At 63.3% G+C, this 20,770-nt stretch carries 34 protein-coding genes and 1 pseudogene; 3 read left to right on the plus strand and 32 right to left on the minus strand.

The annotated features are described in order from the left end of the window. Positions 1-41 precede the first annotated feature (41 nt). Positions 42-323, minus strand: coding sequence for a DUF6378 domain-containing protein (locus ACFVUS_RS12590; RefSeq protein ID WP_387764428.1), 282 nt, complete (start codon positions 321-323; stop codon positions 42-44). A 95-nt stretch (positions 324-418) separates the two neighbouring features. Here ACFVUS_RS12590 and ACFVUS_RS12595 point away from each other — a divergent pair, with 95 nt between their 5' ends. Beyond that, entirely contained in the window at positions 419-898 is a 480-nt protein-coding gene (locus ACFVUS_RS12595) for a hypothetical protein (protein ID WP_387764430.1), read from the plus strand. Here ACFVUS_RS12595 and ACFVUS_RS12600 read toward each other — a convergent pair. The 23 genes from ACFVUS_RS12600 to ACFVUS_RS12710 form a co-directional block, all read right to left on the minus strand. Continuing rightward, positions 883-1,149 carry a hypothetical protein gene (locus ACFVUS_RS12600; RefSeq protein WP_387764432.1) on the minus strand — a complete coding sequence of 89 codons (267 nt, stop codon included), beginning with the start codon at positions 1,147-1,149 and terminating at the stop codon, positions 883-885. The genes ACFVUS_RS12595 and ACFVUS_RS12600 overlap by 16 nt on opposite strands. Before the next feature lie 396 nt (positions 1,150-1,545). Then, complete coding sequence (locus tag ACFVUS_RS12605; protein ID WP_387764434.1) at positions 1,546-3,723, minus strand: AAA family ATPase; 2,178 nt, start codon at positions 3,721-3,723, stop codon at positions 1,546-1,548. Between the two features lie 227 nt (positions 3,724-3,950). Then, entirely contained in the window at positions 3,951-4,235 is a 285-nt protein-coding gene (locus ACFVUS_RS12610) for a hypothetical protein (RefSeq protein ID WP_387764436.1), read from the minus strand. Then, positions 4,222-4,422 (minus strand): hypothetical protein, encoded by a 201-nt coding sequence (locus ACFVUS_RS12615; RefSeq protein ID WP_387764438.1) that lies wholly within the window; start codon positions 4,420-4,422, stop codon positions 4,222-4,224. The genes ACFVUS_RS12610 and ACFVUS_RS12615 overlap by 14 nt, the downstream gene beginning before the upstream one ends. A gap of 50 nt (positions 4,423-4,472) precedes the next feature. Then, positions 4,473-4,784, minus strand: a complete 312-nt coding sequence (locus ACFVUS_RS12620; RefSeq protein ID WP_387764440.1) for a hypothetical protein — start codon at positions 4,782-4,784, stop codon at positions 4,473-4,475. Positions 4,785-4,864: 80 nt separating this feature from the next. After that, positions 4,865-4,996, minus strand: a complete 132-nt coding sequence (locus ACFVUS_RS12625; RefSeq protein WP_387764442.1) for a hypothetical protein — start codon at positions 4,994-4,996, stop codon at positions 4,865-4,867. Further along, positions 4,996-5,655 carry a hypothetical protein gene (locus ACFVUS_RS12630; RefSeq protein ID WP_387764444.1) on the minus strand — a complete coding sequence of 220 codons (660 nt, stop codon included), beginning with the start codon at positions 5,653-5,655 and terminating at the stop codon, positions 4,996-4,998. Before ACFVUS_RS12630 ends, ACFVUS_RS12625 begins: the two co-directional genes overlap by 1 nt. A 45-nt stretch (positions 5,656-5,700) precedes the next feature. Then, positions 5,701-5,850: a hypothetical protein gene (locus ACFVUS_RS12635; protein ID WP_387764446.1), complete on the minus strand. Its 150-nt coding sequence runs from the start codon at positions 5,848-5,850 to the stop codon at positions 5,701-5,703. A gap of 2 nt (positions 5,851-5,852) precedes the next feature. Next, positions 5,853-6,620, minus strand: a complete 768-nt coding sequence (locus tag ACFVUS_RS12640; protein ID WP_387764448.1) for a hypothetical protein — start codon at positions 6,618-6,620, stop codon at positions 5,853-5,855. A 3-nt stretch (positions 6,621-6,623) separates the two neighbouring features. Further along, on the minus strand, positions 6,624-6,872 hold the full coding sequence (locus ACFVUS_RS12645) for a hypothetical protein (protein ID WP_387764450.1): 249 nt from the start codon (positions 6,870-6,872) through the stop codon (positions 6,624-6,626). Further along, complete coding sequence (locus ACFVUS_RS12650; protein WP_387764452.1) at positions 6,869-7,048, minus strand: hypothetical protein; 180 nt, start codon at positions 7,046-7,048, stop codon at positions 6,869-6,871. Before ACFVUS_RS12650 ends, ACFVUS_RS12645 begins: the two co-directional genes overlap by 4 nt. After that, a complete protein-coding gene (locus ACFVUS_RS12655; protein ID WP_387764454.1) occupies positions 7,045-7,254 on the minus strand; it encodes a hypothetical protein in 210 nt (69 codons plus the stop codon). Before ACFVUS_RS12655 ends, ACFVUS_RS12650 begins: the two co-directional genes overlap by 4 nt. Then, complete coding sequence (locus ACFVUS_RS12660; protein ID WP_387764456.1) at positions 7,251-7,406, minus strand: hypothetical protein; 156 nt, start codon at positions 7,404-7,406, stop codon at positions 7,251-7,253. Before ACFVUS_RS12660 ends, ACFVUS_RS12655 begins: the two co-directional genes overlap by 4 nt. Next, the gene (locus ACFVUS_RS12665) at positions 7,403-7,696 is read right to left on the minus strand and encodes a hypothetical protein (RefSeq protein ID WP_387764458.1); all 294 of its coding nucleotides are present in this window, start codon (positions 7,694-7,696) and stop codon (positions 7,403-7,405) included. The genes ACFVUS_RS12660 and ACFVUS_RS12665 overlap by 4 nt, the downstream gene beginning before the upstream one ends. Before the next feature lie 280 nt (positions 7,697-7,976). Next, on the minus strand, positions 7,977-8,306 hold the full coding sequence (locus ACFVUS_RS12670) for a hypothetical protein (protein WP_387764460.1): 330 nt from the start codon (positions 8,304-8,306) through the stop codon (positions 7,977-7,979). Then, positions 8,299-8,592: a hypothetical protein gene (locus tag ACFVUS_RS12675; protein ID WP_387764462.1), complete on the minus strand. Its 294-nt coding sequence runs from the start codon at positions 8,590-8,592 to the stop codon at positions 8,299-8,301. The genes ACFVUS_RS12670 and ACFVUS_RS12675 overlap by 8 nt, the downstream gene beginning before the upstream one ends. Further along, on the minus strand, positions 8,579-8,770 hold the full coding sequence (locus ACFVUS_RS12680) for a hypothetical protein (protein WP_387764464.1): 192 nt from the start codon (positions 8,768-8,770) through the stop codon (positions 8,579-8,581). The genes ACFVUS_RS12675 and ACFVUS_RS12680 overlap by 14 nt, the downstream gene beginning before the upstream one ends. A 338-nt stretch (positions 8,771-9,108) precedes the next feature. Next, positions 9,109-9,387 (minus strand): WhiB family transcriptional regulator, encoded by a 279-nt coding sequence (locus tag ACFVUS_RS12685; RefSeq protein WP_387764466.1) that lies wholly within the window; start codon positions 9,385-9,387, stop codon positions 9,109-9,111. Further along, complete coding sequence (locus ACFVUS_RS12690; RefSeq protein ID WP_387764468.1) at positions 9,384-9,593, minus strand: hypothetical protein; 210 nt, start codon at positions 9,591-9,593, stop codon at positions 9,384-9,386. The genes ACFVUS_RS12685 and ACFVUS_RS12690 overlap by 4 nt, the downstream gene beginning before the upstream one ends. Continuing rightward, a complete protein-coding gene (locus tag ACFVUS_RS12695) occupies positions 9,590-9,964 on the minus strand; it encodes a hypothetical protein (RefSeq protein WP_387764470.1) in 375 nt (124 codons plus the stop codon). The genes ACFVUS_RS12690 and ACFVUS_RS12695 overlap by 4 nt, the downstream gene beginning before the upstream one ends. Before the next feature lie 4 nt (positions 9,965-9,968). Then, positions 9,969-10,199 carry a hypothetical protein gene (locus tag ACFVUS_RS12700; protein ID WP_387764472.1) on the minus strand — a complete coding sequence of 77 codons (231 nt, stop codon included), beginning with the start codon at positions 10,197-10,199 and terminating at the stop codon, positions 9,969-9,971. After that, the gene (locus ACFVUS_RS12705; RefSeq protein WP_387764474.1) at positions 10,196-11,704 is read right to left on the minus strand and encodes a DNA cytosine methyltransferase; all 1,509 of its coding nucleotides are present in this window, start codon (positions 11,702-11,704) and stop codon (positions 10,196-10,198) included. Before ACFVUS_RS12705 ends, ACFVUS_RS12700 begins: the two co-directional genes overlap by 4 nt. Further along, on the minus strand, positions 11,701-12,105 hold the full coding sequence (locus ACFVUS_RS12710) for a hypothetical protein (protein ID WP_387764476.1): 405 nt from the start codon (positions 12,103-12,105) through the stop codon (positions 11,701-11,703). Before ACFVUS_RS12710 ends, ACFVUS_RS12705 begins: the two co-directional genes overlap by 4 nt. A 578-nt stretch (positions 12,106-12,683) precedes the next feature. On the opposite strand from ACFVUS_RS12710, the gene ACFVUS_RS12715 reads away from it, so the two are divergent. Beyond that, a complete protein-coding gene (locus ACFVUS_RS12715; RefSeq protein WP_387764478.1) occupies positions 12,684-13,208 on the plus strand; it encodes a hypothetical protein in 525 nt (174 codons plus the stop codon). A gap of 98 nt (positions 13,209-13,306) precedes the next feature. After that, complete coding sequence (locus ACFVUS_RS12720; protein ID WP_387764480.1) at positions 13,307-13,525, plus strand: hypothetical protein; 219 nt, start codon at positions 13,307-13,309, stop codon at positions 13,523-13,525. On the opposite strand, the gene ACFVUS_RS12725 is transcribed toward ACFVUS_RS12720, so the two are convergent. The 8 genes and pseudogenes from ACFVUS_RS12725 to ACFVUS_RS12760 form a co-directional block, all read right to left on the minus strand. Beyond that, on the minus strand, positions 13,522-15,063 hold the full coding sequence (locus tag ACFVUS_RS12725) for a recombinase family protein (protein ID WP_387764482.1): 1,542 nt from the start codon (positions 15,061-15,063) through the stop codon (positions 13,522-13,524). The genes ACFVUS_RS12720 and ACFVUS_RS12725 overlap by 4 nt on opposite strands. A 94-nt stretch (positions 15,064-15,157) precedes the next feature. After that, a pseudogene (locus ACFVUS_RS12730) lies at positions 15,158-16,096 on the minus strand (YifB family Mg chelatase-like AAA ATPase); the annotation flags it as partial. A gap of 1 nt (position 16,097) precedes the next feature. After that, positions 16,098-16,457, minus strand: a complete 360-nt coding sequence (locus ACFVUS_RS12735; protein WP_387764484.1) for a YraN family protein — start codon at positions 16,455-16,457, stop codon at positions 16,098-16,100. Positions 16,458-16,542: 85 nt separating this feature from the next. Continuing rightward, entirely contained in the window at positions 16,543-16,848 is a 306-nt protein-coding gene (locus ACFVUS_RS12740; RefSeq protein WP_067514125.1) for a DUF2469 domain-containing protein, read from the minus strand. Between the two features lie 43 nt (positions 16,849-16,891). Then, on the minus strand, positions 16,892-17,641 hold the full coding sequence (locus ACFVUS_RS12745) for a ribonuclease HII (RefSeq protein ID WP_387764487.1): 750 nt from the start codon (positions 17,639-17,641) through the stop codon (positions 16,892-16,894). A gap of 31 nt (positions 17,642-17,672) precedes the next feature. After that, positions 17,673-18,464 (minus strand): signal peptidase I, encoded by a 792-nt coding sequence (gene lepB / locus ACFVUS_RS12750; protein WP_387764489.1) that lies wholly within the window; start codon positions 18,462-18,464, stop codon positions 17,673-17,675. A gap of 74 nt (positions 18,465-18,538) precedes the next feature. After that, entirely contained in the window at positions 18,539-18,880 is a 342-nt protein-coding gene (rplS, locus tag ACFVUS_RS12755) for a 50S ribosomal protein L19 (RefSeq protein WP_387764491.1), read from the minus strand. Positions 18,881-19,101: 221 nt separating this feature from the next. Next, entirely contained in the window at positions 19,102-20,769 is a 1,668-nt protein-coding gene (locus tag ACFVUS_RS12760) for an alpha-keto acid decarboxylase family protein (RefSeq protein ID WP_387764493.1), read from the minus strand. Position 20,770: the final 1 nt, after the last annotated feature.

Consider the following 20,770-nt stretch of genomic DNA (forward strand, 5'->3'; position numbering starts at 1 on the left):
CGATTCTGGGCCGCTTGCAGGGCTGGCCGGCTCAGGTTGCATCAGGCGCTCAGCTCTTCGACTTCAGCGGCGATTGCGGCGTATCCGGCCATGTCCACGCATGAATCTGGCTTGTGGCCGTTGGCCTCGCGCGCGACCTTGCTCAGCACCATCATCAGGGCCACATCCCGGGCGCTGATCGGCCTGCCGAGATAGGTGGACCAGTAGCTGGCGATGCGGCCAAGGTTGTCGATGGGTTCGCCGTACTGCTCGTTCCGATCGCTACAGATCAGCTGGTCGGCTTCGAGCAGGATTTGATGACGGGTGGGATTCGTGTTGCTCATGGCGTTTCTGTTCTTCGGTTCGGTGTACAAGGCCACCCGGTCAGGGCTCGGAATCTGGACTGGCGAAGCGTGCGGGTGACCGGGATGATGTCGACATGATCGGGTGGGGAGCAGAAGCGGCCGGAAATAGCCCTAGCGCATTTACGGCTATGTTGGCGGCATTGGCACCAATAGGCGTTATCGCTGCTGCTTTGATTACTTCACATGTAACACGTATCAATGCCAGGAAGTCTTCGAGCGACTTGCAAGCAACCTTGGCTACCCTTACCAAGACACTTGCCGATCTGCCGTTGGGTGCGCACGGACGAGAATCCGTAAAGGCTGCCGTCACCGATCTGCAAACCCAGATTGCGCGAGAGAAGGCCAAGACGCTGCATCGCGAAAAGAGGTTCGAAAGCCTGCGGATCTGGCTCTCGATCGGAGTGGTGGGCTCGGGCATTACGACCGTCCTAGTAGTCGCCCAACACGGAACAAGCGCGCTTTTCACACCAGAGTTGTACTACGTGTTCGCCATAGTGTTCGCGGTCATGTTCGTCGCCTGGCTAGTGGAAGGGCTCTTTCAGAATCCGGGGTGATCGGAAGGCCGCGGCGGCGGTAGTGCGAGCGCTTCACCTGTCGGGGCCGATAATCCGCACCGGTGTTCGCGGAGGATGTATCCCAGTCTCGGAAATGGCTCGTCACGGATTGCGAAGCTGTTGCGCCGATAGATGTGGGGATAGACGATGTGCCAGGTTTTCAGCCGGAGCAGCAGCGCCATTAGTTCGCCGGTCTGGCTCAAATGCTCGACATCCAGAGCCAGCGGCAAAGCGTCGTAGCGCGCTGCCATTACGTCGGCCCGGCAGGACGAGCAGCGAGCCTTCGTGGGCGCTTTCTGACTGCCCATCGCCGGATATGAATAGGGCGCTTTCGCTCTCATGGCGCTTTACCTGATCGTTGTATGAATCGCCTGTTTTCGGGTGGCGAGAATTTCACTTCGGTGATTAGGCTCCGGGGTCAGGCCGCTGGCGCGTCTCCCCCTTCGGAAGCCTAAGCAGTGCTGAGACGTTAGACGGAATTGCAAAGCCCCAGCTCACGGGGCATTTTTTATGCCTTCCAGCGAAAACGTCTCACCGATCGCGTGCGTGAGACGTTTTTTGAGACGTTCTGAATCCGCAGGTCAGAGCCACATTCGGAGCGTTCTGAGAAGGAAACGTCTCACGGGTTTTAGTGGAATGAGACGTTTTCATTTGCCCAGCACCCGAATCTCATAGCTCGGACGCTGCTCGGTGCCGTGCTCCACGATGCGGCCGGACTCGGCCAACTGCTTGATGGTTCGGTATGCGGTCGCCCGGGTGAGCCCGTGTTCCATGGCCATGTCCCGGAGTTCCGAACGCGTCAGCCGCCCAGAGTTCCGCAGGATGCCCAGGATGGTTTCCTCGTTGCCGTCGCGGCCGTCCGGGACGTAGTGCGCCACCAGCAGCGTGTTGCGGCTGAACTGGTCCTGGTCCGGTGCCAGTGGCATCAGCTTGGGCGAGACGGTGTGGTGGACCAGTTCGAAGTCCAGCGTCATCCCGGCCGGGGCATCCTTGTGCTTCTCCACCTCCAGGTGCAGCACCGGGGCGGCCATGGTGTCTTCGAAGCGCTCAGCGGTGACTCGAAGGTCACTCCACAGCGCGCCATCCCATGCCGACGAACCGCGCCCGGCCGTGCCTGAGCGAGATGAGTGATGGACCATCAGCACCGTGGCACCGGTGGCTACGCGCAGGCGTTCGGCCGCCTCGATGGCCTCGCTCTGCTCGGTGGCACTGTTCTCTTCCAGGTCCAACGTGCAGCGTGCCCGGGTGTCGAAAACGATCAGCTTCGCCCTGATTTGCTGCGCGGTTACGGTGAGTCTCGCCATGGCCAGCCGAGAGCCCAACTGCACGGGTTCGGGATAGACCAACAGCGGCAAGTCGCTCGGGTCGACATCGTTGGCTTCACACCAGGCCAGGATTCGGGGACGCATCCCGTTGGCACCTTCAGCGGCGATGTAGAGGACCGGGCCGTGAGCCTTCACCGGGTAGCCCTCCCACCTGTCTATAGGGCTGGACACAGCGCACGCCCATGAGAGAGCCAGGAATGTCTTGTAGGTGCCCGGCTGCCCGGCGACTTGCGCCAGAGTGCCCGCGTAGAGCAGTCCTTCGATGAGTGGGGCCGCCGGTGTCAAGGCAGCTAGATCGGAGATGGTCAGCAACGGCAGAAGGTCTTCGTCTTCCGGTGCTGGTGTGCTCTCGATGGGTTGCACGGGTCCGCGTCCCAGCACTGCGTCAACGTCTCTGGATCGGTCCGGCTGAGCGTCGGCATGATCGCCCGCTGGCGGATCTGTCGCGGGCGCGGTGGTGGGTTCGTCGCAGACTGCGGAGTCGTCCGAATTGTCGAACTTGTAGCCGGTGTCCGTTGTTCGCTGCGAATTCTCGAACTCGAGGCGGTTGGGCCGATCCAGCCCAAGCAGGTTCGCAGTGGACGGAGTGGAGGCGATGAGGTTGTGTCCGTTCTGCCCTGTCACCATCCGATCGAACTCCAGGGCCGCTTCTTCGATGCTCGCTCGGTCGGACACGTTCGTGCAGTAGTTGATTCGCAACGCATCGATGGCCAGACCTACCCCGGGTTCGCCTTCCTCGGCCAGGCGCAGCAGCCGAAGCACGTTGTCCCGGGTGTTGTCGTGGCGCGAGCCGGTCCCGTCGTGCAGCTGCTGAAGCGCCTTGTGCAATGAGCGCTCGACGGAAACGGACATGTAGCCCTGCGGCAGATTGGCCAGCACGGCTTGCACGTCTGCCTGCACGCTCACAAGCGGCTCGGGCACACGAAGCGCGTCCATCCATCGAACGGGCAGTTCCGGAATCGTGGACCACCCGGGGAGCAGGTCCAGACCCGCCGCGGTTCCTTCTCTGCGCCAGCTGTATTCGTTGCCGGTCTTGTGGATCGAAGGCCATGCCATGACGAAGCGGTGATGGAACTGGCAGATCTCGATATCCCCGAGTTCGGGGCCGAAGTTGATGCGGTCGCGCAGCCTGACGTTCTCCGGGATGGCGAAGAGCCTTATGCCGCTGACACCTTCGGTTCGGGCCGTCGAGATCCAGGTGTTCGGGAGCGGACCCCAGCGGCTCTCTGCTTCGGCCAGTGTCGCCGCGCCGTTCTTCTCGTCGTAGTCGTCCACGTCGATGCCGACCATGCCGCGCGGGAGCCGAAGCGCCAGATTCCAGTCCGGCTTGTCCTCGCACCAGGCTTGAATGTCCGGATAGGACGGCATGATTCCGGCGTTCCCGGTGTAGCCGTCCGGCGGCGGGATTTTGCGGCGCGGCGGAATGGGAATCACTCCACGCCAGCCGAGATTCCAGTACTCGTGTGCTGCCCGGCCGTAGATGGGCTCAGACATCGGCATCTACCGTCTCGCTGAGTCCGGATTCCGTCTCGTGCCCGCACCGGTGGCATGTCTCCGTGGGCGCCGGGAATTTCCAGGGCGGCGGCCATGCCCAGCTGTACCGCTTGCGCCAGCACGCCGTACAGATCGGCCGGTGAATCAGATCCGGATACAGCTCCAACGGCTTGGGCGATGGCTGCGCGGACCCGAAGGGATTGCCGATCGGGTAGCCGAAAATGGGCATGGCTCTACAGCTTTCGGGGATTGGACACAATGTCCTCGGGGCCGCCTATGCGCTTCTTGCACTGAGCGCAGCGCAGCGGGTACGGCAGATTGAGCAGAGCCTCATAGCAGCGCAGACACAGGAACGCACTGCGGTAGGAAGTCTTTCGGTGCGTGTGGACCAGCTCGACGCTGTACCGGGAGGGTAGGCCGCACTGCTTGCCGGTCTTGGCGTTCAGGGCATCGCAGGGTGGCTTCGACTCGGATTCGTACTCGGCCAGCGCTGCCAGATCATCGTCACTGGTTGTCATCTCGATGCCTCGGCCAGAATCCAGGGCACGTGATGCCGTGCCGACGATAGAGGTTCATGCCGTACTGCCGGGCGGCTGCGAGCGCAATCCCGCTGAGCACCAAAGGCTGACCCGACATGATGGCGTACTGCGCATAGACGGTCCGGCCGCCGTGCTCCCTGTCGCCGGGCGCGAGATCAAACGTCATCGCTCCCACGCTAAGAACGGGCTCACCACATCTCGGGCATAGACCGGCGTTCATTGCCGCGCCCGGCGGTGCGCCCAGAACACGGCCTCACGGTGGCTGTCGAATGACTCGTAGATGCCGTGCCCGATGGCGGCCCATCGCGGAAGACTTCCGAGCTTGCGCACTCGGAGTTTGCCCAGCCAGTCTTCGAGCACGGTTACCGGCAGCTCGATATCCGAGTACATCGCGAAGTCACCGGAGCAGTGGGTTACCTGACCTTCACCCTTCGCAGTGAACTCGTGTCCCTGGGAGTCGATGAATCGTGTCTCCGGTCGCAGGTTGTAGATTTCGTGCCAGCTGTAAATTGTTCTCGCGGTGTGCATTTGGTGCCCTTTCTGACAGTCGTCGGCCCCACACCCGGGCAGCCGCGAACGGATGCGATCCGGGTATGAGACCCGCGAGGTCAGAAGTCGTCGCCGCCGCGGTCTTCCCATCGATCGAGTAGCCACAGCAGCCCGACCGACATGCCGATGACGCCAAAGGCCGCCCCGCTGAGCAGGATCACCAACACGGCGACCAGAGTCAGCGCCGTCATCACTTCTTCTGGTTCTTCAGCGCCTGGAGCAACTCCGGCTGAACGTCTTCCGCGTTGTCCGGAAGCATGGCCGCCAGGTTCTCGTCCAGCCCGTTCTCACGGAGCAGATCGCGAGTGCTCTTGGGCTTGCTGTCCTCGCGCGTTTCCTTCCGGGCGGGTTCTTCCTTGGCCCTCTCGGAACGGTCGCCCAGGGCGATGTCCGCAGAGTTGAACTCAAAGCGGAATAGGTGCTCGGGGCTGGCTCCCTTGAAGGGCTTCGGGCCGTCCGCGATTCGCTCGATGGTCAGCCGCGAACCGTAGGCCGCTGCGACAACGGCAAAGCCTCGTTCATCCAGAGCCCGGGAGAACGCATCTCGGTTGGGGCCGAACTCTTTCACGAAGGTGCGGCGGGTGCCGTCGTCTTCGTCGTCGGTGCGCTTGGCCGTGGTGTCGGTCAGAACGAGTTTGATCTGATAGGCCAGCCTGCCGGACTCGTACGTCTTGTGCTGCCCGGCCTTCGGGTGATCCTTGGGATAGATCACCTTGACCATCTCGGCAGACTTCAGCGTGCCGGTGACCTTGGTGCCGACTTCTTCGAAGGGGAAGACCGGCGGACCACCTCCGCCCCGCAGCACATCGTCAACGGAACGGACCTGCTGAACCTCGTTGTTCTCGGTCACTGTGTTTCTTCTTTCAACGTGGGCAACCCTTTTGGGCTCCCGGGTCTATTTCTTGGATGGGCTTTCGGGCGGCTCGAAGATCTCGGCCCCGCAGTTCAGGCAGACGTACGCGGTTCCATCTAGCGACTGGTCGATGATCTCCAGCCGGTGGTCATACTCGACGCCACAACCCTCGTCATAGTCGATAGCAGTCACGCTCATTCCTTCCCCGAACATTGGCGCGGCCCAAAGGGTTTCGGGTTCCACCAGTTGCACAGTCGGCAATCATCGGTAGGTGTGATCGGTATCTGCTGGAAGCGCTCAGGGTGGTGAACCACGTCCAGTTCGTCGCACTGCGCCTTGATGGCGTCCAGGTTGTTCAGCGCCAGGTTGGCGATTTCCTCGCTGTACGGCTCCAGGTACAGGAATCCGTGATGCAGGTCGGACGCCGGGCTGATGAACATGATGCCAACGTGTTCGACCGGGAGGCCCAGCCGCGCATAGCCTTTGCCGTAGATGTGCACCTGGGCGCGGTACTTCCAGCTCGGGCCGTCCTTGCGGTACTTGTCGAACATGTACTTGCCGGGGTGCTTCCAGTCCACGACGGTTCGCCGCTTCACGTGGTAGGCATCGCATGATCCGGGGTGCTTGTCGTGGCCGTACACCTTGGCTTCCGGAATCCAAAGCTGTTCGCCAGCACGGTCATTCGCGAACTTCAGAACTTCTTCGTCTTCCTTGTGAAGCGCGACGCCGACGTACGAACGCCAGATATCGCCGCCGGTGTTCGAGCCCTTGCCCATCTCCCCCGCCGTGAGCCCGAAAGCCAGCTGGCGTTTACAGAGTGAGCCGATTTCGCTGGGGCCGAGTGCTGTCTGAAGCGACCGGGGCCGGTTGTGCGAGTAGTCCCGGAACATGGCCTTGATTTCGGCTTCCAGCTCCCGGCGGGGCAGATCAGAGATATCCAGGGCATCGTCTACGTCGCTCATCGCTCAGTGCTCCAACGTCTTACTGCCCAGGTGAATCCCGCCCTGGCTCTCCTGCGCGAGCACTCGCCGGACCTGCACGAGGATCTGCTGAACCTGACCATCGGTGAGCACGAAGCTTTCCGCGTCGCTGAGCTTGTCCACCAGGGTCATCAGCTGGGCAATCTGAGTTGTCATGCGGTGAATGACTCGGCCCTGGGCGAAGTTGACGCGCTCTTGGTCCTTCAGCCGCCGGACGATGTGCTTGCGCTTCATCGGTGAAATCCGTTCTTCACCAGGATTTGCGCAATGGCCTTGGCCGCCACCTGGGACGGTAGGCCGTTGGCCTGGGCCGTACTCATAGCCGCGAAGGACGCCAGTGTGATTGCTTCGGCGTCATCCAGCTTGGCCATCAGTTCGACCATCTGAGTTGCTCGTGTCGTGTCGTTCATTTCCAGCATTCCTTGCAGCGCAGTTGATTTGGTTCCTCGGGAACGGCCCGGACTTCGCTCCAGATGAGCAGGGCGATGCCGCATTTCGTTTCCAGCCACCAGGCACGCTTGCCCTTGTAGAGCCACCGCTTCTTTGCTCGGACCTGGTGCCAGGGAAACCGCTTCGAAGGCTCCCGGGAGACGTGGACGTACAGCGGGGTGCTCACGGCTTAGCCGCCGCAGCGTTCTTCTCCAGCTCGGCCACGCGCTGTGTCAGGTCGGCTATCTGCCCCTTCTGCCTCTCCAGGATGGTGCTCACGACTTTCAGCGCCAGTGCGAACAAGCTGGTGCGGAACTCCAGTCCTTCGATGCTGCTCATTGGTCCTTCTCCAGTTCCAGTAGTCGCTTTGCCGAGACGGACGCGCGGTCCGCGTATCGGGTGGCGTGGATGGCGGCCGTCGTCTTGTCCTGCGCGATGGCCAGATTCCAGATGACCCTTGCCATGTCGGCTTCCGGGTCGAACACGATGTGCCCCTCGGGGATTGGTGGATCTAGCAGCCGCCGGGACTTCAGTACTTCCTCGGCCCACTTGACCCGCTCGGGCGGCTGCTCCCGCATGAAGATCGGCATCGAGTACGCCACTTGCCGCCGGGACTTCAGATCCACCACGGCCCAACTGCTTTCGGACCGGACCCATGCCGAGTTCGCGACCGGGCCGGCGCTCCAAACGAATCCGTGCCGCGGTGAGCCTTCGAGGTCGATGTACCTCATGAGCAGTCACCACAAGGGCTGTCCAAATGGTCGCTAACGGTCCCGCAATCTGGGCAGAAGTGGCGATCGAGGTTGCACGTCATGCAGCACCACATGCAGCCGTCGTCCGGCCCGTGACTGCATCTGCTCGGCCGGTACTCACAGCCTTTGTCGCCCCACTGGGGTAAACCGGTGTCGTTCATGACCCGTACCCCAGCCGCTTGCTCTCGGCAGCCATCTCGTCCCGGTGTTCGAGCATCGATTGCACGGCTTCGGCCAGGTACATCAGCAGCGGGTCAACCGGGCACCACCACTCAGCCTCGTAGTGCCCATCGGCGTAGATGGTGAGCGTGGCAATCCGGATATCGGCGTCCAGCTGTTCGTCTTCGTCCCCAAAATCGTCGGGGGAGGAATCCAGCTTTCGCGCGAGATCATCGAGAGCCTGCTGATTCCCGGCCAATTCGGCTTCCAGCTCGTCCCGCTGGGCTTCGAGCTGCTCACGCTCTTCGGGGGTCATCGGGCTACTCATCGCTCACCACCCGGAACGAGCGGGTCCGCTTGGTCTTCCGCGCTTTGTCGTCCAGGTCCGGGTAAATCTGGATGGCCAGCGCCTGGTCGAACACGCGGGACTCGGACCGGTACCAGGTCAGCGCCTTTCGGCCGTCCACCATCAGTTCCTCGGACTCACCTAGGAACTCTTCGATGACCGAGCGGGCTGCCTTGCGCTGCTCTTCCAGTCCTTCGATCTCGCGCCCGGCCCAGCGGTAGACCTCATAGGCGTGGCGTACGTCGTCGGGTAGTTCATCGGTGCTCATGTGCTGTCTCCTCATCTGCGATTCCCCACCGTTCGACGGCTCTCGTGGTGACCCCGTAGCCCTGGGCAATCCAGGCAATGGCCTGTTCCCGGCTGATGCCGAGCTGCTCTGTGGCGAAACGGAAGTCAGCGGTGGCGTCCTGCTTGCGCTGGTCCAGTTCGGCGTGCTTGGTGGGCACGGTGGGGGCCAGGCAGCGGTTACAGCGAGCACCCCACCCCGTAGCCAGGAACTCACTCGGCAATCGGTAGTTCCGGCAGGCAGAGCAGTACTTACGCGCGGCTCTCCAGCGCCGGTTTGCCGTGTTCTGCCGGTCGGTGCCCGCTCGGGAGTCGCCACAATCGAAGCAGCGGGCACCGCGGGCATTGCTGGGGAACTGCGAGAGCGGTAGATAGCGGCGGCATCCTTGACAGGACTTCTTCGAGCCCCTGATCCGGCGCATGTCCTCGGCGTAGCAGGCTTTGCACGTCCGGTGCTCGTACCTCATCGGGGCTGCTTGGCCACAGCGGTTGCAAGTCTTCATGCCGCCATGTCCCCGCTTGCGATGAGCCGCAGCTTCTTTCGAGTCGGGGACTTGTCCAGGCTGGGCTTCGATCCCAGGATCACCCCGGCCTGCACAACAGCTACAGCGTCAGTGTCGAGAGCGAACTGAGCACACTCCCGCATGACCGGGCAGCCAGCGCAGAGCTTTCGGGCGAGCTTGGTGCCACCGTTGCGCCGGACGGTCTCGGCGTCGAAGACCTGCACGGGTTCACCTAGGCACTTGGCGCGCGCGGTCCAGGCGTACACGAACCTCATGGCACGAGTCCCAGCATTCGGAGAAGCTCCACCCGTGCTTCCAGCGGTAAGTCCTTGGAGGCCACCAGCTTCCGAACACTCTGCCGCTGGGTCTCCCCTACATTCGGGACGGAGATTTCCCCCAGCCTGGTCAGGACTGCATGGGCCGTGCGGCTCGGTTCTTTTTCGCGGTAGTCGCCGAAGTAGTCATTGCTGTACTCGCTCATGACGGGTCCGCCATCTCAGCGAGTACGGACTGAGCGCTGGCCACGAACGAGGCGAAGGTATCCCTGGTGAACGGGACTTCGAAGGCCACCTCACCTTCACGCAGAACCGTGACGTACGCGGCGTCTCCGATCATGTTTCCCTGAACTCCCACCCGGTCCGAGCCGGTCATGAGTTCGGTTTCGCGTACGTGGAATTCGAGGATGCTCGACAACTGTTCGTAGACCGTGCTCAGCAGCCGCTTGGGGCCGTCCATATTCATCGGCATAGCGTCGTAAAGGTCCATCGTGGCCAGGAGCTTCACGAGGTAGTTGGCGATGTGATGCCGAAGTGGTTGCCCCAGAGGGAGTTCCGGCAGATCAGTGTTGGTCATGGGGTTACTCATCGGGCTCATCTCCTAGAACTTCGGCCCACTCGTCGGGGGTCATGCCGGTAATCAGGAACTCGCGGTGGTCGGCATCGAGGAACGGCAACGCTGTCTGAACGTGCTCTCGCTGATCGGGCGACGCCATCAGCCAGGACATGACCGCGCTCTGATGCTCGGACGGGAATTCCATTGAGCCGCAACGCCCGAACTGGCTGACGGCATGAACCGTGAACGTATTCATGACAGCGCCTCCGAGACAGCCGCAACCAGATCCCGCGCGTTGGGCGGGCAGACCGCGTTTCCAGCGAGACGTACTCGGTCGCGCTTGCTGCCAATCAGTTCGTACGTGCGCGGAAAAGCCATGCCCGACAGCACTTCTTCGGGGTCCAGCATTCGAAATGCACAGTCCTCCACGGCTGGCGTCTCGGGCATCGCTAGTCCGTGATGGTTGCCGGACGCCGCGAACGTGTCGAAGGGGTGCTGAACCGACTTCACGTTGTTGTGATTGCGGAGCGGGACCACGAAGGCGAAGCGGTCGGTGCCGGTGAACGTGCGGTGGGGCTGGTCTGTGGTGCCCGCTGGACTCCGGCCGTAGTAGGGAATCAGCAATCCCGTTTCACGCCTGCCGGTTTGGGTCCGCATCGGCTCCGTTGTCGGATGGGCGATCTTGCCTTCGCGCCCTTCGACGGGAATCAGCAGCCCTTCGTTCTCCCGGGTTGTCCTGGTGCGCATGACATCCGCGACCGAGTACGCCGTGTCGTTCCACGTGCCACCGGCGGGGACCAGCATCGGACCGAAGTAGCGGGACAGCCCTTCTTCGATACGGGCCATGGTCTTCGGCGATAGCGGGCGCGTGCGATCACCGATGCGGGTAGCGGGAAGGGACCAGTCGATAGCGGCGGCGGCGGGCAAGGTGGCAGGCTGCAACGTCTGATGACACTTCGCCCAGCGCGGGCAGCGCCATTCGTACTGCTTGCCGTAGGTGCCCCAGGACTTGCCCGGCTTCCAGTGCTGAACACATTGGACCGTTCGGTCACAGTTCGGGCAGTGCGCCCAGGGTCGCGTCCACTTCTCCACGTCGGGCCGCCGGTCGCCCTTGCGGGTGATGACGGCATACGCCCGATTGCGGCTCTGCGGTGCGGGTTCCCCCGTCCCCTGAGCGTGCATCGAATTGACGAACACCCACTGGACGACATAGCCCAGGTTGTCCCAGGCCATCAGCCACGCGGGAAGCAACTCCCAGCGCATCACGTCCGGGACGTTTTCGAAGATGATGGCGCGGTACTTGTGAAACTCCGTGAACCGCAACAGATCCCACATCGTGGCCCTGGACTTCGTGGCGGTCTCATCCTGGGAAAGTCGGCCCCGTCCAGCGATGCTGTGATTCGTGCATTCCGGAGAGCCCCAGAGGATATCGGTCCGGGGGTAGCGGCGCGGCTCAGCCTTGGAGATGTCCGCGCAATCGTGGTCGGTCTGCTGGTGGTTGTGCCAGTGGTTCCAGACGGCCTTGTCCCAGTGGTTGATTGCCATTACGGCACGGATGCCGGGAACCTGGATAGCCCCACTCGTGCTACCGCCTGCGCCACAGAATAGATCGGTCAGGGTCAGTTCGGTGTTCGAGTTAAATTGCGCGACAGTGCTATTCGGGTCGCCGTAGACCTCACGCAGCGCGCGATCCAGCTCGCCTTCTGCGTACTCTTCGAGAGACTTGCCGAAGAGTGTGAGCTTCGTCGGTCCGGCGGTCATTCCGAGCACCCCCGGCCATCAGCGCAGAAGCGTTCGATCATCTGCATTTGCTCGATGGTTTTCTGATCCCACTCCCACCGGCGCTCTTCGCGTAGGCGGTCGATGGCGGTCGGGCTTCCCGCTCCGGGGTTCAGGAATGAGCCGGGATGTCCGGGCCAGCGGTTGCCGCTGTAGGGGTTGAAGTGCCGGTCTCGCCAGGCGTACCAGCCGTCATAGTGGTGGCTGCACATCTGCGGCGGCCGTACGGTGAACCGCTGGTCTTCCGGGTGTGCGCCGTTGTGCTTGTCGGCGTAGCGCATGATGCGCCAGTTCGCGCCTTCCCAGCGAGTCCAGTTCTGGAGAATCTCGGCCGGTATCGGATAGGTGTTCAGATACTTATCCGGGATGGTTTGGGTGTTCATTGACCCGACTTCCTTGGCGGGAAAAGAGATAGGTCTAGCCACTGCGGAATAGCGAATTGCTTTGTCCCCGTGGACTTTCAGGCGGGCCAGCGAACGAGCTTCAGGAACTCGCCGAGACCCCGGTGATACGGGCCGTGCCTATCCAGCAGCTCTGTGCAGATCACGGGCTGGCGTTCGTTCTCCTGCGACCAGTGGTCGGGATACGACGCGCTTGGGTGCTGCGCTCCGCAGCGTGGAACCTGGTTCAGAGTCACGATTCCGCCCCTTTCGCTTGCGGTCAGCGATTGCGGGCACAGATTCTGTGTTTGCTGAGAGCCCCAGCTCATCGCGGTGGGCCAGCAGGTAGGTCAGCACGTTTCGGATGGTCTGCGCGGGAACCGGTCCCATCCGGGCAATTCTTCGGTCTAGGGCTGCCTCTAGACCAACATCTTCGGTGGTCATGCATCTGAGCGTGAGACAAACCAGACATTTGCGGAAGACCTTGAACACAGAATCTGTGTTTCCGAATCCAATCCGTTACCCGAGCCATACCAGAAACGTCCTAGGCGGTTCGTAGCCGCGCGGGGATACTGGGCTGTATGGACAGGCACCGGTTGCGGTTGGGGACGCTTGTGCGTCAGCGGCGTCGGAAGCTTGAACTGCGCCAGAAGGATCTACGGCCGCTTGGTGGACCTTCGGCCGAGACAGTACGGCTCATCGAGAACGGCACGTGGACCGTCAACAACCCGCAGGATGACACCCTGGACGGCCTGGACGTTGCACTGGGCTGGCGCATTGGAAGCTGTCGGTCCATCCTCGCTGGCGGTGAGCCCATGGAGGCCGACAGCATCGCCGCACGTGCGGCCACGGAAGCGCTCGAAGGCTGGGCATCGTCGCAGGCTCTCGAAGCTGGTTGGTGTGCCGTGCCGCGGTGGATGGTGTCAGACCTGGTGGCCGTCGCCTCCGAGCTGTCGCTTCAGACGCGTGGAATGGGCAACGAGGTGGGCGAGACCGCCACCCGCATACATACGCTGGCGTCCGATATCCTGGCGCTGGTGATGGCGTCCGAGCGCAGCCCCGCCGAATTGGCCAAGCTACTAAAGCGGCTGGAACAGGTTTCGTAAAGAAGAATCCGGCCAATTCGGGAAAATTGGCACAATAGGTCATACCGTAGGCACGATAAGTGCAAAAGCCGCGCGGAGATCATCGCTATTTTGAAGGTATGAAGCGCGAGGAAATCCCCCCTGATATGCAGGGGCGGGTGAAGTCGCTGCTCCGGACTTACCTCACAGCTGTACTCGTGGCCGGAGCGCAGTTCGCCGAGCCCGATGGGCTGTTTCCGGTTGACTCGTTCTCCGCCCGCGCCGAGCTTTTCGCCGATGTGCTGGCGGTTGATGACGGGGAGCCTCACAGTTCGGAAGCTCCCCGCGAGACGGCCTAGGCCACGCTCACCTTCCACTGAATATCGATGCGGTCAGGGTTGAATCTGCGCCCCTTGCCGCCGCCCTTTCCGCTCGCGAGGCTCGGAATCCGGTGCAGGATCACGATATCCAGCCCGGCCCGAATGAGTTCGCGACGAACCTCCAGCGGCCATGTGTCCCAAAGCTCCGATGCCTGAGCACCGGCGTACTTGGCCAGCACTGCGGCCCCTGATCGCCTGCTGGAGAACTGAGCGTCTAGTTCCGCTTGGAGACCTTCGATCTCGGCCAGTAGCGGCCCCTCGATGCTGCCAAGAGCCCGTGCGGAGATCTTCCCTGCCGTCGCCTGAGCGTAGAAGTCCTCCAACCGAGCTTCCAGGGTCTGAACCTCACTCCGCAGCCGGAGAATCTCGGATGCGTCTTCCTCGGTGGGTTCACGGAGCTTGGCAATCAGCTTCGGGTGCGTGAGCAACTTCTTCATGGCCTTGACCACGAGCGCTTCGAATGGTTCTGCCACAACGGAGATTTCGTTGCAGTCAACACATCGGTAGTACGGTCGGCCCGAGTGGTTTGGGCCGTAGCGCCCTGTGTAATAGATGTTCGTTGAGCCGCACGAACCCCCACACGTCGGAATGTATGACAGCAAATGCGCTGGCTTAGTTCCCCGTTGGGTCTTCCGATTCGGATCTCTGAGAATCTCGCACAGCCGCCGGTGTTCATCCTCTGTCATCAGGGCGGGCCAAACACCTTTGCCCACAACATCACCTTTTACGGTCCGCAATCCGGCCAGCGTCGGGTTCATGAGCATTCGACGGAACTGTGTTCTGCCCCATTCCTGTTCGGTCTTCTTCTCCACGTAATCGGCTGCTGCTGCGACGGAATGCCCGCTGACACCTGATCGGCCCTCGAGAATCGCGTCCACAGATTCCCTTACGGCCGTGGACGAAACGGGGTCCAGAATCCAAGAGACCGCCTTTCCCGTCTCAGGGTCGAACCGCTGCTTGTAGATCCGGGGCATTTTCCCGTGAGGTACGCCATCGGCAATACGCTGGGCCACTTTGGATTTGACTTTGTAGCTCGTCATATCCGAGTTGTGCGCAGCCGTCGCGCCGGTCACGCGGAAGACCAGGCGATGATCCGGATTCCCCGGGTCGTACTCAGCGCCCGCGAAGTTGAAGCACACCCCCAGACCGCGGCAAAGCTCCATCAGCTCTTCACGTTCGACTGGCCGCCGCGAAATACGGGTGTCCTCACGCGCGGCTAGAACGAACTTCGCGTGGGGGTTCTGGCGTCGAATCAGCTGGATCTTGGAGGCCATGACCCTCTGAAGCTTCTTATAGCCCGGCCGCTCTTTGATCGTGTACTCGGACGCGCTGATCGGCTTGTCTTCCTTGATGGTGGCCAGGATCACGTTCCCCGGCCGGGTAGCCATCTCGGTCAGATGCCGCAACTGGCCGGGCACGCTCTCCCCTTCAGACAACTTGACGTGTCTTTTTTCCTCCGACACCCGGGCGTAGAGGAACCAGTAAACCGCTGGCACATCGACGATTGTCTTCCGCATCGACACTCCTTCGGGCATTACCCCAGCTAGGCCAGGGTTGTATCATTCTATTGCTTGTGCTAAGCCGTTGATCAGGTTTATGCTGGTAGTTACCAACTTTCGTACCTATCTCGGCGCATTCGTCGAGGAAGAGCACGCCGCGATGGGCGCAACTGGCCGCGCCCGGACGGGCCGAACCCGAACCGCCGCCGATCATCGCCGCGACCGACGATGAGTGGTGGGGCGCGACGAAGGGCGGGGAGAAGATCAGCGGGTGGTCGTCCGACAGGATGCCCGCGACCGAGTGGATGGCCGTCACCTCCAGGGACTCGCGTTCGCGCAGCGGTGGCAGCAGGCCCGGAAGGCGTTGGGCCAGCATGGTTTTGCCGATGCCGGGTGGGCCGGTCAGGAGCAGGTGATGGCCACCGGCGGCCGCCACCTCCAGCGCCCAGCGGGCTTCGTCCTGGCCGACCACCTCGCGCAGATCGCCGACGGGCGGAAGCAGCGGTGGCGCGGTCGGCTCGGGCAGGGCGAGGTCGAAACTGCCGCGCAGCCAATCCAGGAGTTCGCCCAGGGTGGACGCGCCGAGCACCTTGATGCCGTCCACCAGACCGGCCTCGGGCAACGCGGCCGTGGGCACCACCACGGTGCCGCGACCGGCGGTGCGGGCGGCGAGTACCGCGGGCAGGATGCCGCGCACCCGGCGCACCCGGCCGTCCAGGGCGAGCTCGCCGAGCAACACCGTATCGGCCAGCCGATGGGCGGGAATGGTGCCCGCCGCGTCCAATACGGCCGCCGCCAGGGCCAGGTCGTAGACCGAACCCACCTTGGGCAGCGTGGCCGGGGACAGCGCCAGCACGACCCGCCCGTCCGGCCACTTCTCCCCCGTATTGCTCACCGCCGCGCGCACCCGGTCACGCGATTCCTGCAAGGTGGTATCGGGCCGCCCGACCAGATGCACCGAGGGCAACCCCTGGCCGATATCGGCCTCGATCTCCACCAGGGTCCCGTCCACCCCGGCCACCGCCACCGAAAACGCTCTCCCCAAAGGCATGTCAGAACACCGCCTTGAGGTGTTCGATCACCGGTTCGGTGCCGGGCCGCATGAGCACCGACACCACATCGAACCGGACCCGCCGCCACGGCCCCTGCTGTTCGTGCAGCCACAGTAGTGCCAGCCGCCGTATGCGCTGCTGTTTGAGAAAGGTGACGGCCTCGGCGGGCGGGCCGAAGGCACAGCTGCGCCGCGTCTTCACCTCGACGAAGGCGGTGATGCCCTCGCCGTCCCGCCCGATCAGATCCAGTTCCCCGTACCGGCAGCGCCAATTGCGGGCAACGATCTGCATCCCGGCGGCGCTCAGATACCGCGCCGCCAGCTCCTCCCCATGCGCTCCGAGCGCGAGATTGTCTCCCATTCAGCCAGCATGGCCGGGCCCGTGACGGACCCGGCCATGCCGACCTGCGGAAACAGACTGCCTGTGGATGCCGAAAGGCTGTGGATTACTCCGGAAGCCGCAGGTCAGGCTTCTCCAGCTCTTCGATATTGACATCTTTGAAGGTGATGACGCGAACATGCTTCACGAAGCGGGCGGGCCGGTACATATCCCAGACCCACGCATCGGACATGCGCACCTCGAAGTACACCTCGCCATCGGCGTTCTGCGGCCGCAGCTCGACCGTATTTGCCAGGTAGAAGCGGCGCTCGGTCTCCACCACATATGAGAACTGGCCGACGATGTCCTTGTACTCGCGATATAGCGAGAGTTCCATCTCGGTTTCGTACTTCTCGAGATCCTCGGCGCTCATCGGGTGGAACGTCCTCCTTGTCGCCCAACTGGGTGTACGGACATCATCCCGCATACGCGGTATCGGTAGCCACCCGGCCGGTCTCCCGCACATTGCGCCAGGACCGCCGGTGCTCACTGGTGATGCCCAACCGCCGCAGGGCCTCGGTGTGTTCGGGCGTGTTGTAGCCCTTGTGCCCGGCGAAACCATAGCCGGGGAATTGCTCGTCGAGCTGGACCATCATGCGGTCCCGGGTGACCTTGGCGAGCACGCTCGCCGCGGCGATGCAGGCCGCCGTCGCGTCACCACCGATGACCGGCAGCGACGGCACCGGCAGACCGGGCACCCGGAACCCATCGGTCAGAACGTACCCGGGGGTCGGGTCCAGTCCGGCCACCGCACGCCGCATACCTTCGATATTGGCGACGTGAATACCGATGGAGTCGATCTCCCAGGCCGGGATGACGATCACCTTCCAGGCCAGCGCGACCCGTTTGATGATCGGGAACAGCTCCTCGCGCGCGGCCTCGGTGAGCCGTTTGGAGTCGTCGAGCCCGGACAGCGAGGTGTACGCCTTGGGCGCGAGCAGACAGGCCGCCACCACCAGCGGTCCGGCGGACGGACCGCGGCCCGCCTCGTCGACACCCGCGACCGGACCCAGCCCGCTGCGGATCAGCGCCGCCTCGAGCGTGCGTAGCCCGCTCGCACGGCGCATCACCACCCGCGGCGGCCAATCGCCGCGTTCGATCGGCTGAATCTTCTTGCCGCCGCGTGACTTCTGCGATGCAGTGCCACGCGCAGACCCGTTCGCCATCTTCCCCACCGGTCGATTATCCCGCTCGAGCTCAGTTGGTCTGCGGGTCTTGCGACTTCACGAATCCGATCCGGCCCAGCGGCCAGATCTTGTAGACCGCCTTACCGCGCACATCGTCGACGGGCACGGTGCCCTGGAGTTCATCGCGCATGTGATAGCGCGAGTCCGCGGATTCGGCGCGATTGTCGCCCATCACCCACAGATTGCCGTTCGGCACCTTGATCGGGCCGAACGCGCGACCGCCCGCGTTGAACGGGACCTCGGGGTGTTCGGGATCGAACTTGTTGTTGAACTTCACGTACGGCTCGTCGAGTGGCTTGCCGTCCACCAGGATTCGGCCCTGCGCGTCACAGCACTGCACGGTCTGCCCGCCGGTCGCGATGACCCGCTTGACCAGATCGTTCTCATCCGGCGGCACCAGGCCGAAGAAGGAGAAGAAGTTCTGCACCCCGCGCATCATGGTGTTCTTCGACCGGATGGAGGTGTAGTGCTTGTTCCAGTCGTCGGTCGGGCCGACGAACACCACCACGTCACCCGGCTTCGGATCACCGAAGTAGTAGCTCAGCTTCTGCACGTAGATGCGGTCGCCGGTACAGCCCGCGCACCCGTGCAGGGTTGGCTCCATCGACTGCGAGGGAATCACGTACGGCCGCCCGATGAATGTCACCACCAGCGCGGTGATGACCGCGGCAATGCCGATGAGCATCGGCAGTTCCTGCCAGAACGGCCGCTGCTTCTTCTTCGGCTTGGGCGTCGGCGCATCCGCTGCCCGACCGCTGTCGTCCGCACCGGACACCGTCACCGACTCGCTCTCGTCTGCCACCGGAACAGAGTAGCCCGGCACCGCGAAGAACCATGCGGTGCCGGGCTACTCGGCGTTCGGAGCGAAAAGCTATATCAGCGCTTTTCCTTGATCTTCGCGGCCTTGCCACGGAGATCGCGCAGGTAGTACAGCTTGGCGCGGCGGACGTCACCACGGGTGACGACCTCGAGGTGGTCGATGTTCGGCGAGTGCACCGGGAAGGTGCGCTCCACGCCGACGCCGAACGACACCTTGCGCACGGTGAAGGTCTCGCGGATGCCACCGTTCTGGCGGCGAATCACGACGCCCTTGAAGACCTGGAGGCGCTCCTTGTTGCCTTCGATAACCTTCACGTGCACGTTGACCGTGTCACCCGGGCGGAAAGCCGGGATGTCACTGCGCAGCGACTTTTCGTCGACGAAGTCGAGGGTGTTCATTTCCGTCCTTATATGGATTCGCGCGAACAGAGGAACCTGGTGGCTACCTGCCCGGAAGGGAGATGCTCTACCGGTTCGTGCTCCGGATATTGGGCGGTGCCCCGGCAGCCGTGTTCAACACTCGAACACGTCCAAGGCAACCTGAGCATTGTGCCAGACGGAACCGCCCGCGCTGTAATCGGGGGTGTACCGCCGCACTGCCTGATCAGCGTACTAGGCGGTCAGGAGCGGCTGTTCGCGCGGGTGATGGCCGAGGCGATATCGGAGACCAGCGGCGGATAGTCGGTGCGGCCGGTGACCACCTGGAGGAAGACCAGGCAGTCCTGGGCGGCCGCGGCAACCTCCAGGCATTCGCGGAGTTCGCCGACCGTGGTCGCGCGCAGGGTGAGCACAGAGTCCTCGTCGCCGCCGAAGGCGTGCGGGAGTTCGGACCAGCGCCAGGGCGCGATGTCGTTGTACGGGGCGGCGGGTCCGTGGATGGCGCGTTCGATGGCGTAGCCGTCATTGTCGACCAGCACGATGACACCGGTCAGTCGCTCGCGAATCCAGGTGCCGAGTTCCTGGATGGAGAGCTGGGCCGCACCGTCACCGATCACCAGCACCGCGCGGCGGTCCGGACAGGCCAGGCCCGCACCGAGCGCGGCGGGCAGCGCGTAACCGATGGAACCCCACAGCGGTTGCCCCATGAAGGTGATACCGCTCGGCATGCGCAGCGTGGCCAGTCCGAAGAAGGCCGAACCCTGGTCCGCGACAACCACATTGTTGTTGTCGAGGGCTCCGGCGATGAGCGGCCAGAGTGTCGCCTGGGTGAGCGGGGTGTCGCCGGGATCGGTGACCGCGGGGATGACATCGGCGGTGGGCGTGGTCTTGTCCGGGTCCGCGAATTCGGCGCTCAGTTCGGTGAGAATCTCCAGCGCGGCCGGGAGCGAGAGCGGGGCGTACGCGTCCACTCCGCCGATCACCGTGCGCTCCGCGCCGATCTCGAGGGTCCGGCGCGCATCGATGCGATGACTGAATCCGGCGGTGATGCTGTCGGTGTACTGCACGCCGACGGTCACCAGTCGCTCGGAATCCTCGACGGCCGCGCGCACGGTCTCGGGCGAGGCGGCACCGGTGTAAACGCCCAGGAAGTTCGGGGTCGATTCGTCGACGAGGGTCTTGCCCCAGGCCAGCGTGGCGTACGGCAGATCGCCGGCGGCGAGCAATCCGCGCAGTTGATCGGTCGCGCCGATGCGATTGACGAAGACATCGGCGAGCACTGTCACCCGGCGGTCGGCCAGGAATTCGCGGGCGGCCGCGGTGAAAGCGGTGCGCGCCCCGGCACTGCTGAAGTCCGCGGGCGGAGCCAGGGGCGTGCTCGGCGGTGTCACCTCGATGCGCGCGGTGTCGGTGGCGAGCATCAGATACCCCGGACGCCGGTGCACCAGTACCGAATTCAGCACCCGATCGATTTCCTGGCAGGCATCAGCCGCACCGAGATCGGCCTGCGCACAGGTCACTTCGGCGGCGATCCGCCGGAAATGATGGAAATCCCCATCGCCGAGCGTGTGATGGATGATGCGGTGATTGGCCTGAATGTCCTTGGCGGGCACGCCGACGATATGCACGACGGGCACGTACTCGGCGTAGCTGCCCGCGATGGCGTTGACCGCGCTGAGCTCACCGACACCGTAGGTGGTGACCACCGCGCCGATTCCCCGCAGGCGCGCGTACCCGTCCGCGGCGTATCCGGCATTGAGTTCATTGGCGCTGCCGACCCACCGGATACCGGGATGCTCGACCACGTGATCCAGGAATTGCAGGTTGAAATCGCCTGGGACACCGAATATCTCGGTGACGCCGAGTTCGTGGAGCCGATCGAGCAGGTAATCGCCGACAACGTAGCCCATG

Origin of the sequence: Nocardia sp. NPDC058058, assembly GCF_042885355.1 — a bacterium.
In the GTDB taxonomy this organism is placed as follows: Bacteria; Actinomycetota; Actinomycetes; order Mycobacteriales; family Mycobacteriaceae; genus Nocardia.